15 protein-coding genes and 1 tRNA gene are annotated in these 12,797 nt (G+C 54.8%); 10 read left to right on the top strand and 6 right to left on the bottom strand.

The features are described from left to right. Window positions 1–19: 19 nt before the first annotated feature. From AC2FFE_RS04605 to AC2FFE_RS04595, 3 genes are all read right to left on the bottom strand, one after another. Window positions 20–322, bottom strand: a complete 303-nt coding sequence (locus tag AC2FFE_RS04605; protein ID WP_496846007.1) for a beta-barrel domain-containing protein — start codon at window positions 320–322, stop codon at window positions 20–22. A 60-nt stretch (window positions 323–382) separates the two neighbouring features. Continuing rightward, entirely contained in the window at window positions 383–826 is a 444-nt protein-coding gene (locus AC2FFE_RS04600) for a helix-turn-helix domain-containing protein (protein ID WP_496846006.1), read from the bottom strand. A 182-nt stretch (window positions 827–1,008) separates the two neighbouring features. Next, a protein-coding gene (locus tag AC2FFE_RS04595) for an IS5 family transposase (RefSeq protein ID WP_496846005.1) occupies window positions 1,009–1,765 on the bottom strand; the annotation gives its coding sequence in 2 pieces (ribosomal slippage) (window positions 1,009–1,435 and window positions 1,434–1,765; 759 coding nt in all). A 157-nt stretch (window positions 1,766–1,922) separates the two neighbouring features. Here AC2FFE_RS04595 and AC2FFE_RS04590 point away from each other — a divergent pair. From AC2FFE_RS04590 to AC2FFE_RS04580, 3 genes are all read left to right on the top strand, one after another. Beyond that, window positions 1,923–2,462 (top strand): RHS repeat-associated core domain-containing protein, encoded by a 540-nt coding sequence (locus AC2FFE_RS04590; RefSeq protein WP_496846004.1) that lies wholly within the window; start codon window positions 1,923–1,925, stop codon window positions 2,460–2,462. 255 nt (window positions 2,463–2,717) lie between these two features. Next, window positions 2,718–3,092 (top strand): hypothetical protein, encoded by a 375-nt coding sequence (locus AC2FFE_RS04585; RefSeq protein WP_496846003.1) that lies wholly within the window; start codon window positions 2,718–2,720, stop codon window positions 3,090–3,092. A gap of 507 nt (window positions 3,093–3,599) precedes the next feature. Continuing rightward, window positions 3,600–4,475: an autotransporter domain-containing protein gene (locus tag AC2FFE_RS04580; protein ID WP_496846002.1), complete on the top strand. Its 876-nt coding sequence runs from the start codon at window positions 3,600–3,602 to the stop codon at window positions 4,473–4,475. Here AC2FFE_RS04580 and AC2FFE_RS04575 read toward each other — a convergent pair. Continuing rightward, complete coding sequence (locus tag AC2FFE_RS04575) at window positions 4,441–5,067, bottom strand: hypothetical protein (RefSeq protein WP_496818140.1); 627 nt, start codon at window positions 5,065–5,067, stop codon at window positions 4,441–4,443. The genes AC2FFE_RS04580 and AC2FFE_RS04575 overlap by 35 nt on opposite strands. Window positions 5,068–5,084: 17 nt before the next feature. Then, window positions 5,085–5,534: a hypothetical protein gene (locus tag AC2FFE_RS04570; protein WP_496846001.1), complete on the bottom strand. Its 450-nt coding sequence runs from the start codon at window positions 5,532–5,534 to the stop codon at window positions 5,085–5,087. Between the two features lie 353 nt (window positions 5,535–5,887). Here AC2FFE_RS04570 and AC2FFE_RS04565 point away from each other — a divergent pair, with 353 nt between their 5' ends. Next, complete coding sequence (locus tag AC2FFE_RS04565) at window positions 5,888–6,184, top strand: hypothetical protein (RefSeq protein ID WP_496846235.1); 297 nt, start codon at window positions 5,888–5,890, stop codon at window positions 6,182–6,184. Next, window positions 6,078–6,314, top strand: a complete 237-nt coding sequence (locus tag AC2FFE_RS04560) for a tyrosine-type recombinase/integrase (RefSeq protein ID WP_496846227.1) — start codon at window positions 6,078–6,080, stop codon at window positions 6,312–6,314. The genes AC2FFE_RS04565 and AC2FFE_RS04560 overlap by 107 nt, the downstream gene beginning before the upstream one ends. A gap of 95 nt (window positions 6,315–6,409) precedes the next feature. Here the strand turns inward: AC2FFE_RS04560 and AC2FFE_RS04555 are convergent. Beyond that, a tRNA-Leu gene (locus AC2FFE_RS04555) sits at window positions 6,410–6,494 on the bottom strand. A 744-nt stretch (window positions 6,495–7,238) separates the two neighbouring features. Between AC2FFE_RS04555 and AC2FFE_RS04550 the strand changes: the two genes are divergently transcribed. The 5 genes from AC2FFE_RS04550 to AC2FFE_RS04530 all read left to right on the top strand — a co-directional run bounded on the left by AC2FFE_RS04550 (window position 7,239) and on the right by AC2FFE_RS04530 (window position 12,766). Further along, window positions 7,239–7,652, top strand: coding sequence for a hypothetical protein (locus tag AC2FFE_RS04550; RefSeq protein ID WP_496818142.1), 414 nt, complete (start codon window positions 7,239–7,241; stop codon window positions 7,650–7,652). Window positions 7,653–7,655: 3 nt separating this feature from the next. Then, window positions 7,656–9,668, top strand: a complete 2,013-nt coding sequence (locus tag AC2FFE_RS04545) for a dynamin family protein (protein ID WP_496845999.1) — start codon at window positions 7,656–7,658, stop codon at window positions 9,666–9,668. Between the two features lie 131 nt (window positions 9,669–9,799). Beyond that, window positions 9,800–11,419 carry a P-loop NTPase family protein gene (locus AC2FFE_RS04540; protein WP_496845998.1) on the top strand — a complete coding sequence of 540 codons (1,620 nt, stop codon included), beginning with the start codon at window positions 9,800–9,802 and terminating at the stop codon, window positions 11,417–11,419. 52 nt (window positions 11,420–11,471) lie between these two features. Then, window positions 11,472–11,870, top strand: a complete 399-nt coding sequence (locus AC2FFE_RS04535) for a hypothetical protein (protein WP_496818145.1) — start codon at window positions 11,472–11,474, stop codon at window positions 11,868–11,870. Window positions 11,871–11,893: 23 nt separating this feature from the next. Next, a complete protein-coding gene (locus AC2FFE_RS04530) occupies window positions 11,894–12,766 on the top strand; it encodes a hypothetical protein (RefSeq protein ID WP_496818146.1) in 873 nt (290 codons plus the stop codon). Window positions 12,767–12,797 lie beyond the last annotated feature (31 nt).

Below are 12,797 nucleotides of genomic sequence, written 5' to 3'. Positions count from 1 at the left end.
GCCGATCGGGTAGCCCCCGCTACTCTCGTAAGGCCTGGTCTTTGATCTTCACAACGGGCTGTAGGATATAGTCCAGCACCGACTTCTTGCCGGATAAAATATCCACCTCTGCGATCATACCTGGAATGATTTCAACGGCAATTCCTTGCCCGTCGAGCATGGTATTGCTAGTGCGAATCTCAACGACGAACACCTCTTCATCATTTCGCTCAGACCGGGTGATGGTATCTGCGCCGATGCGCAGGATTTCACCGTCCAACCCACCATAACGAGCAAAGTCATAGGCTGTGATCTTCACCTTTACCGGCTTGCCCGCACGCAAGAAGGCGATAGCCGGGTCAGGTTCGTCTTCACGGCCGTTTCGTCAATAAAGACAACACGCTCAGGCAGGGCGGCAATGGCAGGAAGCCGGTGCCTGAACCAATCGGCGCGCTGCTGCATTACCTTCGCGCGACGGCGTTCGGTGGCGACCAGCGACTTTTTTGCACGTGAACCCGAGCCGGGACAGCTGGTTGGCGATGGAAGAATGGTGCACACGCACGCCCTCTGCATCGGCCAGCGCATCGCGCAACTCAAAGAGCGTGATGTCGGGGTCCTGTGCGGCCAGCTCTTCAAGGAAAGCCTGATGCGGTGCCAGCTTCCCCTTGCCGCGTGGCGGACCCTGGGGTGTCGGTTCTACATGACCCTTGGTTCGCACCTGTCGTGCCCACCGAGCACCCGTGGCGGGTGATACCTTCAGACGCAACGCGGCCGCACGCCCGCTTAACCCTTCTTCAATGTATCTCAGAAACGACGCCCGAAGCGCCAATGGCAAAGGTGCTGACATAATCCATCCTCCCAAACAGGATGAATCACAAATCGGCCCTCATGTGAATCCCACGCGATTCAGGTTCAAACCGAAACGCTTTAAAGAGAAAATGGGACGGTCGGGTTCTCTTCTGATATCCTCAATATGCCGTCCTCCATTGGTTCAAAAAGTCAATGACCTTAGGCTCCCGACTCATTGATTTACAGCCAGAATAGGACTGTAGCATCGAGAGCGATGGCCGAGAGGAATACCTTCGGGCATCTGTCATATCGGGTGGCGACGCGCCGCCAATCCTTCAGGCGTCCGAACATTATCTCAATGTGGTTGCGTCGTTTGTAGCGGCGCTTGTCGTATCGGACAGGCTTGTCGCGTGACTTTCGACCTGGGATACAGGGCTTTATTCCCCTGCCATTAAGGGCTTCACGGAACCAGTCTGCGTCATAGCCTCGATCTCCCAGCAGCCAGTCAGCCGATGGCAGCCTATTCACCAAAGCTCTGGCCCCCATATAATCGCTGACCTGCTCGGCGGATATGAAAAAGCGGATGGGGCGTCCGAGACTGTCGGTAACGGCATGCAGTTTCGTATTCATGCCACCCTTGGTGCGTCCGATCAGCCTGCCACGCCCCCTTTTTCAACCGCAGGCTGGAGGCCGTGCGGTGCGCTTTGAGGTAGGTTGCGTCGATCATGATGGTCTTATGATCGGTTCCCTGCGCAGCCAGCCCGGTCATGATCCGAGCGAACACACCCATATCGCTCCACCGCTTCCACCGGTTGTACAGCGTCTTTGGCGGCCTATATTCGCGAGGCGCATCCGACCAACGTAACCCATTGCGGTTGATGAAAATAATCCCGCTCAGTACACGCCGGTCGTCAACCCTCGGCTTGCCGTGGCTCTTTGGAAAGTAAGGCCGAAGCCGCGACATCTGCTCGTCGGTCAACCAGAATAAATTGCTCATGTTATACCCCTGAAACTCGCGGGTATGAATCACGCAGGCGGGATGGCGACAACCAAATTAATAGGTCCGGAACCTAGAGTTCGAAAGCTACGCAGGGACCACCGACGCAGGCTCTGGCTCGACCTATGGGCTGTTTGCCAATCGTCTGGGCTCGATCTTGACGGCGGTCTCGCTGTCGACCGGGGCGGTTGCTGCCGATTATGACTATGACGCCTTTGGCGTGCAGAGCCAGACCGTCACCACCATCGAGCAGCGCTATGGCTATACCGGCCGTGAGCACGATGCCGAGACCGGCCTGATCTACTACCGCGCGCGCCACTACGACCCGGCGACCGGACAGTTCCTGCAACGCGACCCGATTGGGTTCGCGGCGGGGGATCTGAACCTCTACGCCTATGTCAGCAACGATCCGTACAACTGGACCGATCCGAGTGGGTTGACATCAAACAGCGAAGCCCAAGTGCAAAAGAAGGGCGAACAGGCCATTCGCAAAGGCGTGATCGGGAGCGTCGCTGCAGGCACCGCCAATCTGGCTGCTCGGATCAATCAGGCGCTGTCCTGCGCGTCTGCTGGGGTCAACGCGGCGCACGGGAACTATGCGGATGCGGCGGCGGATGGGTTCGATTGTCTGACGGGCGGGAAGAAAGGTACAGCAAATGCACTTCCGAAACCGCCACGGGGAGCCCAAAATAACTGATGCTGCGTCTTGCCTTGACGTCGACCTTGTTGCGCAAAATCGACTTGCACCGAGTCCGTTTTGCAAGGGGGATGTCGCGAAACCAATGCGGAGTCGAATGAGGCTTGCCCGTTTCGGGCGATGCTGCAAATGGGCGTGCACTTGATGTCGTTTCGCAAAACCTTGACGTGCAGGCGCAATAAATTTGTGCGGCGGACTGCCAAGTTGAATGCACATGCAGTGCTTCAAATAAGCTCAACTGAAAGGAACTAAGATATGCAAAAGGTAATGATCACAGCCGCCACAGTGTTCGCGCTTGTTATGAGTACCGGAGCGTCCATGGCCAGCCCATCGTTCGGCCACGGTCAGCGTGGGATTGCAAAGCACAGTATCTCAACAAATACCCAAATCGGGAATGTCGCCAAGAATGCAGATAAGTACAAAGGTACGACTCAAATGGTTGGTTCAAGCCCAAGCACGTACTTGCCCGAATTTGAAGTCATCGAGATGGATGAAGATGGTTCTATGACCTTGATTATTGGTATGGATTCGGATGTGCACATAGATGAAACTATGTTCTATGGCGACTACTCAAGCTTACTAAATAACAGGATCTGTGAATTGCACTCGGACGCGGCAGGATCGTGTTGATCCAGGCATGGATGCCCTATGAAAACGCGATGTGCTATCAACTCAATGCCATGCCCCGGCTGCCAACGTCGGGGCTTGGTAGTACTCGTCTCTGAACACCAACAGGTCAGCATATTCTCGCTGAGGAAAGAATGCGCTGAAATCAATGCTGGTCCGAGCCAGACTATCCGCGCAGCCGCGCAATACTCAGATACTGGGCTAAATTCAAACGGCTTAAAGTTATTGAGAAAGAGTTCGCGTTGGGTGCCAAAGGCAAGGATGGCGAAGCCGTATCTGAGACCTTCCGCTTCTTGCGTCACGCACTGACCATAGGCTTTGCCATCACACGCGCCAAGCCGACATTTGCCTGACAAAGAACGCCCGGCTGCAAGATACGCGGAATCGGGCGTTCAATTGATGCGTTTTCTCAAAACCTTGACCCGCCAGCGCAATCAATTTGACCAGCAGCGCATCACATTGATTGCACACACAGCGTAACAATCACGCTCAGTTGAAAGGCGGTCAAAGATGAAAAAGGTAATGATCACAACGGCTACGGTCATTGCACTTGCCATAGGCGCCGGAACGTCCATGGCTGGCCCATTGAGTGATCACGGCCAAATCAACTTTGCACCGGATGTCCGCTCATCTGTTTCGCAAGCCAGCAACTACGTCGATGTAAATGCCAATCGCAGTGTATCCACGTACAGCGATGAGCAACGATATGATCAGGACATTCTTTCTGGCGAGGTCGCAGGCGGACAGCTGTTTGGCGGGTTGGAGATTGGTACCAGCATCCTGACATCTAGCGTCAGCTCTCGCTTGGCCAACGCCAATGTTTCAGCCGACGCCTTCGACACCACCCTGAGCGCGCTTTGGGTTGCGGACAGCCAGTTCTATATCGACGGGCAGTTTCGGTATGGGGAATTCGACAGCAGCATCGGTTTGAATGGCCAGGATGCATTGTATGTCGACGGCAGTGGCTATCAGATATCTGTTGAACTCGGTAAGTCGTTCACGCTGCAGAATGAATGGACGCTGACCCCACAAGTGCAGGTCATGTACAGCGATATCAACTTGGACAATGTCGCAGATCGGGCTGCGGTTGCGCGGATCGGCTCCTTGGCGGATGATGACGCATTGACGGCTCGGTTAGGACTGCGTGCTGAACGTAGCTTTGCAGATAACTCGCTGCTTTATGGTCAAATCGACCTCTACCAGGGGTTCGGCAATGCACCATCGGTGGCGTATGGCGAGGACAGCGCAGCCATGAGCATAGGTGGCATTGCCGCTCTGTCAGATCACTCGCAGCTTTATGGTGAAATCACCGATGAAACCGGATTGGGCAGCAATTCGGGCGACCATAACGTCAGTTGGAACATCGGTTATGAGCTCCGGTTTTAAGGCCTTTCCCGCCAAGATCTGCCAATATGAGCGGCAATCCCGTATTTGGATCGCGCTCAATAATAACGCCTGCATTGTTGTGTTCATTCTCAACCCACGCCTGTGGGTTATTGGTGAACCCTTCGGTTTCCAAAGAGAGAATATTTGCGTGATGACCATAATGTGCGTTCTGCGCTGCCGTAGCCAGGACTCCGAGACCTGTCACGGGTGCCGTGCTATTCGAGAAGGTAAGCGGCACCTCGGCATCTATCATCGCTTGCTCGAAGCTAGGCACGACATGTGACATGACATCGTGCTTCCAGAATGCTTCTGCCAAGGTGGTATCGGTCAGTTCCCGTTTGGTGATTTTCTCTGACCGGGATGCTCGCATCCAATTAACAAGGACATTGTATGCCTCAATGATGAAATCATTGGTCATCGGTTGACCTTGCTTGCCGTGCAGGCCGAGCGCCTGAACGATTTCTGCCGCTTGATCAAAGTTCCATGGCTTAAAGAACGGGACAGGGGCGCCGCCTTGATTATCTGGCGGTTGCTCTTCCCATGAGCGATTGAACGCATCTAGCGAATTGCTAAACCGTTCCGCCGCCAACATTGGGATAAAATGCGCCTCTAGCCAAAGTTATTCCGCTTGATCAACCTATTGTTGCTTTGAAGGTTTTTCAATTCCTCTCGCATGATCTCGGCCTGCAATTTCTCGCGTTCCGCATCGATTTGGCGTTGCTTTCCATTAAAAAGCGTATCTATCGCACCGCCGATACCCTGCCCGATCAGTTCACCTGATCTGGACAGGGGCGGGGCAGGGGTCGAAGCTTGCGGTACACCGCCGGTTCCACTTGCTCCCCGCAACAATGTCAGGGGGTTAAACCCTGAGTTTTGTCCCGCATTGCGCGTTAACCACGGGAAATCCATGACCCATTGACGCTGACGCTTCCAAGCATCCGAAGCGGATTGATTTGCTTGATCGTTAGCTAGCTGTTGGGCCCGAACCGTAGAATCTGCGTTTTTATCGCTGTTACGCTTTCCGAACAATCCGCCTATTAACGCGCTAAAGATACCCATTACAGGAGCTTTCGCGAAAGCAGATCGGCACCAACACCGAGCAATAGCACAATAGCTGCCGTGACTTGTTCTTGCCCAGCATAAGTGCTAACGCTGGCAATGAACGACCCCGCAGCCGTGCCAAGGCGATGAATGCCGGGTTTCAGCATTTCTTGAACAATAAAGTTTCGCATTTTCTTCCCTTTCACGTTAGGGCAGAAAAAGTCGCATAATATAGATTATGTTTAATTAATAATGGTACGCCGGAAAGGAACAATCTAGAACCTTCCGAATGCGTCCGGCTTTGTTGCACAAATCGGTGTGTGAGTGCACCTCCCCTTTCGCTGGCCGGATTTAACCGTAGGAGATTCGCAATGGCTGAACTGCTTAAAGAAGCTGCACGGTATCAGGCTGGCATCGTGCATCAAAGAACCGGTGAGACAGTTGACTATCGTGCGGTGGTGCTCGATCACCCCGCGACAGGCAGATACCTTATCCAGCATTCGCACGTGGCTGTGCCTGTCGAAGGGGGTAAACCTCACCCAACCCATCGGCAAGCGTGGCGTGCAAAAAGCAATAGAGGACGTTCGGACGGCTATTGGGATTATGCGAGGGGAGAATCGTCTCGTACCACATGGATGGCGCTATACAGCCGCGCGCCTCTTGGCTAAGGCGGGTTGCACCGACGCAGAAATCCAATCCGTCACCGGACACAAGACATTGGCGATGGTCCAGAAATACCGCGCTCAAGCAAATCAAAAGGCAAACTCAAGACGTGCTCAAGAAAAGAGGGAGAGGTGAAACGAAACAGAAACAGAACGTGAAAGTGCGAAACTCGACAATTCAGACAAAGAGGCCAGAAGAGCAAAATGGAAGAAAATCTAGTTAAATCTAAATGGTGCGGGTGGAGGGACTTGAACCCCCACGCCTTGCGGCGCCAGAACCTAAATCTGGTGCGTCTACCAATTTCGCCACACCCGCAACCGGGCACATTTGTGCCGGACTGGAGCGCTCAATAGCAAAGCTTCCTTCGGAGCGCGAGAGGTAAAATTCACCCCAACCCAAGATTTTGATCAAGAGACCCCACGCGTTTTAGAAACCCTTGGGCCAGATCGCCAGAAAGGCATCAGCCTCAGGATGTTTCCGTTCATATCCTATGGGTACTGGAAGGCTGGTTTGTCATCCTTAGATTTGCGCACCCAAAACCCAGATATCCAGTGCCAATTCACCTGATCGGACCGCTATTTTTCAACCAACAGGAAAAACGCGCTTACGTTGTATCGATCGGACCATGGTGTGCAAAACAAATTCAGCTGACTTCGTCGGTTCAAGTTTTCTGCGTTTGCGCAATCAGCCCAAATCCAAATACCTCGCAGAACAGCACTAGCCGCACCTGAACTTTGTATAGATACAAGGCATTTACGGATTTGCGAAGACCGCAATGGGTTGTTTGGCAATTGCCCACCGCACGGCACCTGCGCAATATTCAAACCACAAAACACTACGTGCCCGTTAACCATTCGCCTCAAGGTTGAGGCATTCCTATGCACGTCACTTCATATTTACGCCACAATTCAAGCACCAAAATATCTTATTCGCGTCAAAATAACACCGCCTTGGCCGGGCTTCTTGGTCAAAGGAGTTAATGAGTCCTTTTTCGCCATTTTGGCACCTGTACGAGTCTTCCGCTCAACTCCAGTAACAAGGGTCTTTGATGTGACCAGCATGAATAACTCCGCCGCTGCCGAGCAAGAGGCCGTTTTCTTCGCTCGCGAAAGCTTCATCGGTGAGCTGAAGTCTCTGAACCGGGATTATCCCGATACAGGCTTCGGTATCTCCCTTCGCACCCATTCGGGTGAACACTACCTGTTAGCAAACGCACGTATGCCCCTGCCCGCAGTAAAATCGGACGGGTTTCCAACCGGCCGGCGTTTGGCCTGCCTCGAAAATGGTGATCGCTTCCGCGCAATTGAGGTGCTGGCTGATTCCCATGCGTATGAAACCATCTCTCCTCGGGACGAGGCAGAAATTCTGGGCAATGCCCTGGATCTGATCGCCCGTATCGACACCCTGACCAACATGCCCGCAGGCCGCGTTTCGCAGGCTCCGCAAATCGCTGCGACTGGCACCGGAGGCTAACACATGGCGCGCAACGACCACCTTTTGTCTGTCGGAAACGAGGCACTTGCCCCGATGACGTCGGCAATGTCGTTATTAACGGCTCAGATCGACCAATTGACAGAAGTGGCCGATGCGCGGTCAACGGCCCGACTTGCGACGTTGAAAACGCGGATCGAGAATTTCTCTGCCAGCATCACCATGGTTGGGCAGGTCAAAGCGGGTAAATCATCGCTTGTGAATATTCTGGCTGGTCGCCCTGCCCTGCTGCCTTCGGATGTGAACCCGTGGACCTCGGTTGTGACCACGCTGAACATCAACACCCGCACGCCGGGCGATACGCGGTCCAAGTTTACCTTCTTCGAGCAAGAAGAATGGGACAACCTGATGGTTGGCGGTGGACGTCTTGGTGAACTGGCCAATCGCGCCGGCGCGGATGATGAGATGGAAGACATCCGCCGTCAAGTCGCTGAAATGAAAGCCAAATCAGAGGAACGGCTGGGCAAGCATTTTGATCTGATCCTGGGGCAAAGCCACCAATACGACTATTTCGACGAAGAGCTGATTCAGCGCTATGTCTGTCTGGGTGACGAAGACGACCCGGATATCGACCCCAAGACCGGCCGTTTTGCGGATGTGACAAAATCTGCAGAACTGTACATGGACATACCGCAATATCCGATCTCGCTGAAGCTGTGTGATACGCCCGGTGTGAACGATACCTTCATGGTGCGTGAGCAGATCACCCTGCGCAGCCTGCGTGGATCCGAAGTTTGTGTCGTGGTACTGGCTGCAAGTCAGGCGCTGACCACGATGGACATGGCGCTGATGCGGATCATCGCGCAGTTCGAAAACCGGCAGATCGTTTTGTTCGTGAACCGGATTGATGAACTGGCTGATCCGGTCAATCAGGTCCCAGAAATACGCGATCGCATTCAGGAAACCCTGAAGCAGAACAATATCGATGCAAATACCAGCATCGTGTTTGGCAGTGCCCTGTGGGCCGAAGCCGCTCTGACCGGGAATCCAGACATCCTGACCGATGAATCCCGAAAGGTGCTGAACACCTTCTATCTGGCCGCCGGTTTTGGCGATCAAGCAGCGTCTTTGGATAAAATCTGGGCGCTCTCCGGGCTTCCTGATTTGCTGCTGGCGATGAACGAACGGATTGCCGATGGCGCAGGCGCGCGGCTAGTGGATCGCGTCCGCCATCGTGCACGCAATATTGCAAGCCAGATTCGCGCAACGGCCGTTGCGAAAACCCTGTCCGGCAACGAAGGTGTTGTCCGCGATCTGGGCGGCGCATCCCCGGAAGAGGCGATCTCCACCGTCTCCGATGAATACGACAAGAAAGCCGCTGAGCTGACCGCCGCGTTACGCGACAAGGTGATTGAGCGCTTGAATTCGGCCGAAGCCAATTTTGTCAAACGTGCAACGGATTCGCTGATTGCGCATCTTGAAATGAATGGGGAAGAAGGCACCTGGCAATATGATCCCGCGGGTCTACGGACCTTGCAAAAGGCCGCCTATTTCAGCTTTGCCCGGTCGATGAAGAAAGAGGCGGGCGCGCTTTATGCTTCGGCAGCGGCGGATGTCGAAGCGCTTTATCATAAGCTTCTGGGCAACCATCTGGGTGAATTCAGCATCGAAGCGCCCATTGTGCCGCGCGTCCCGCCCCCCTTGGGAATCGGGCGCACCATTGCATTGGACTTGCAAAGCACATGGTGGCGCAGATGGTGGCAAAAGCGCAAAGGATTCGAAGCCTATGCCGCTGACTACACGAGGCTGATCGCGACCGAGGCGAATTCGATCACCAAGGACATCGAGGAAAATCAGGTCGCAGCGGTTCTGGAAAACGTACGTGCCGGGCTGTCTGATTTTATGCGCGAACAGAAAGAGACATTGCTGAACATCTCGGCCTCGGCCGAAAAAGGTGGCAACCAAGCTCCTGCTATGGCGGCGAATCTGCAGTTGCAGAAGTCGCGCGACGAAATTCTGGGCGACATCCTGAAAAACCTTAGCAACGAAGCGGCGTAAGTAGAAAAATGGCAAAAGACACACAAAACCGTTTCGTTTCTCCCCAGGCATGGGAACGGATTGAGCACTGGTCACGCCGGAAGCCCGTTTTCGCCCTTATGGGTGAATTCAGCGCCGGGAAATCCACCCTGATGAACTTTCTGTTGCGCACCCATACGCTGCCAACACAAGTCACGGCGACGCAATTGCCGCCCGTCTGGTTCAGTTGGGGCAATCAGTCAGCCTATGTGAAGCGCCATGATGGCAGTAAAGAACTGATCGATCTGGACCAGCTTGAATCCGTGGGCGTGAACGATGCGCAGTTCATTCGCATTTTTCTTGAGGCCGATATTCTGGAAGCGGTCGATCTGATCGACACACCCGGTATTTCCGATCCGAAAATTTCAACCGATGTCTGGCAGCGTGCGGTTGGTCAGGCCAATGGCGTTTTATGGTGTACCCATGCGACGCAAGCCTGGCGCGAAACCGAGCGTGCAACCTGGGTCTCCTTGCCGGAACGGCTGCAACACAACTCATTGCTGTTGGTCACCCGCGCGGATGCGCTGGGTCAGAAAGACCGGCAAAAGGTGCTGCGCCGCGTAAATCGCGAGGCGGGCCATCTGTTTAATCGCTCGATCTTGTTCTCGGCCCGCGATGCGATTGAGGCCCGCGACAAGACCGGTGATGCCGAGATGTGGGCGCGTAGCGGTGGCGGCAAGATGATCGACAGCTTCCTGGAGATCACCGAGAATATCATGGATGCCCGGGCCGACCAACTTGCGCGGTATCAGATCGACAAAGGCCTGTCAGGCGAAACCAAGATACAGCCCTTGCGGCCTGCAAGAAACTCTGAGGCCTCCAATGCCTCGCGACCGAATGCCGAGACACCCGCACCGCTCAAGCTGGTGAACCCGGTGGACGAGGCGGAGAGTGACGCCTCGGTTGTCACCAGCTTCCCGGTGCGACCTGCCCGTGTTGAACGTCGCGCCGATGAGGACGAACGTCCGCGTATCGATCCCGCCGAGGCGGATCGTTTGCGGGCCGAAATGACCCCGGAGCCCGAGGCAAGCCCAGAGGTTTCCGAGACGCAGGATGACGACCTGCGCGCGTTTTTTCGCGATACCGCCAAAGATCCGTTGGAACTGGACGCGGTCCCGAAGCCGACATCTGAAATCGATGATTACGACCTTCTGGATGACGAAGACACTGATGACGAGGTCGAAAACATCCTGATCGTATCAGATGCCGAAGTTGGTTCGGTGGACGCGGCTGATGACCCCTCCTCTGACGATGTGCTGGCATCGCTCAGCAACACGCTGAATGGGACGTCTGAAACCTCTGAGGAACCCGCAGTTGAAACGCCGGAAGCCGACATTCGGGATGCTGAGGTTTCCACCTCTTCCATCGCAGCCCTGATGGCAGAACAGCAGGGAGCGCCGTCGGAAGACTATGAGCCCGAACCCGAAACACATGGTTTGGTCGAGCTCTCTCCGATCACGGCACCCGCAGAATCAACCGAACCACAACTGGTTGAACTGGATGCACTGACGGAAGATCGCTCCGCTCCGATTAGCGCTTACGCGATGTGGACCGAGGTGACCAAGAACGAAATCTTGCCGGATGACCCAAGTGAGCTGATGCGGGTGTTTCAAGCGTTCCTCAAGGAATTCGACCAAATCGCGTCAGAGCATACTGAAAAACAAACCAAAGAAGCGTTGCGTTCGATCCCCAAATCCAACGAAAACAGCGGGATGGAATGGCATGTCTTGTAATCGAAACCAAATCCGGGTAACCGGCTATTAGCGAAGTAAAACAGTTAGTTACATGTCGATATATGATGCGTTGAACGCTGCTATTGATACAATACCCGACTGCCTTGCAGCCGGGTATATCGACATGGAAACGGGGATGTTGCTGGGGACCTGCATCAAGGGGTCGGACGACACGATTGATCTGGATGAACTGGCTATAGCAGTGGCCAACCTGTTTCAGGGGCGCGGCGTTTCCGCCTTCGAAGCATTGTTGCGCGAGGCGGATACAGACTCTGACGCCGATGGGTTCGGCGAGATCGCGGTGTTTTCAAACGACCGGCTGAACATCTTCCTGCGCACGCGGGAATACCCCGATCATGTGGTCTGCTATATCTGCCGCAACAGTGCGAATGTGGGTCTTGCGTTGACGAAATCACATCTCAGTCTCGCGCCCGTTGCGGCCGCGGTTTGAGCCAGAGTGATGAGGATCACGGTATGATGGATACAGACATACTCGCGATGCTCGAGGATATTGGGCGCAACTCGGTTGCCAGGTTGTCGCCGTCTGTGATGATTGTCGGCGACACGCCCGAGGCGCGCCGGACCGAGGTTCTGCGCGTGATCCGCAGTACGATTTTGCCACGCCGCCTGGAATTCACCGCTGCCAATGGCGACTGTCTTGCACTAGAAGTGAACAGTTCGCGCGTGACGGATGTGTTCCGCGTTATGTCCGGCCCCGTCCCAGATTTCGAAACGGCACCGCGTCCAGAATTGATTGACAACCTGGCACAGCTTGTCTCGGATATCGCCCTAGCCCCCGCCCCGCTCGAGCTGCTGTCTCTGAAACCCGACAACGTGCTCGAAGCGGATGACGTGGGTGTCACCCTGCGTGAGATCCGAACCGCCTGCGCCGCAATTGAACTGGCCGCGGAGCCCACAATTTCGGTCGTGCCGGAAACACAGGAGCCGGTGCCGGAAACATCGGAAGACGCACCAGAGGCTGATGGTAATGGTTCGCTGGCACAGGCGTTCTTTGACGGGACAGATAGCTTTGCTCTGGGGCGCGTTTTAGCTGCTGCCAAGGATGGCGCCTTGGTACTGGCCGCTGAAGATTGCGCGCCAGATGCCAAACTGCATCCCAATCAGGATTTGTTGACCCGCTTTGCAGCCGATCTGGCTGGCTGGGACAAAGATACCAAGACAGGGTTGGGCTTACCCCAACTGATCGTAATGCGCCCTTCCGGTGGAAAGGGTGCAGGACTGGCCGTTGTCAATGACGGTCAAAACATCGCCTTCGCTGTACACGAGGCGCGCAAACTGGGGGCCGTGGTCAACTTGTGGACCACGTTGCAGGAGGCAGAAGAATGACTGCCTTCTATGTTTTTAAACCACCAAATTT

This window comes from Ruegeria sp. YTSA168, assembly GCF_059610045.1.
This window is presented reverse-complemented; position numbering and strand designations above follow the sequence as displayed.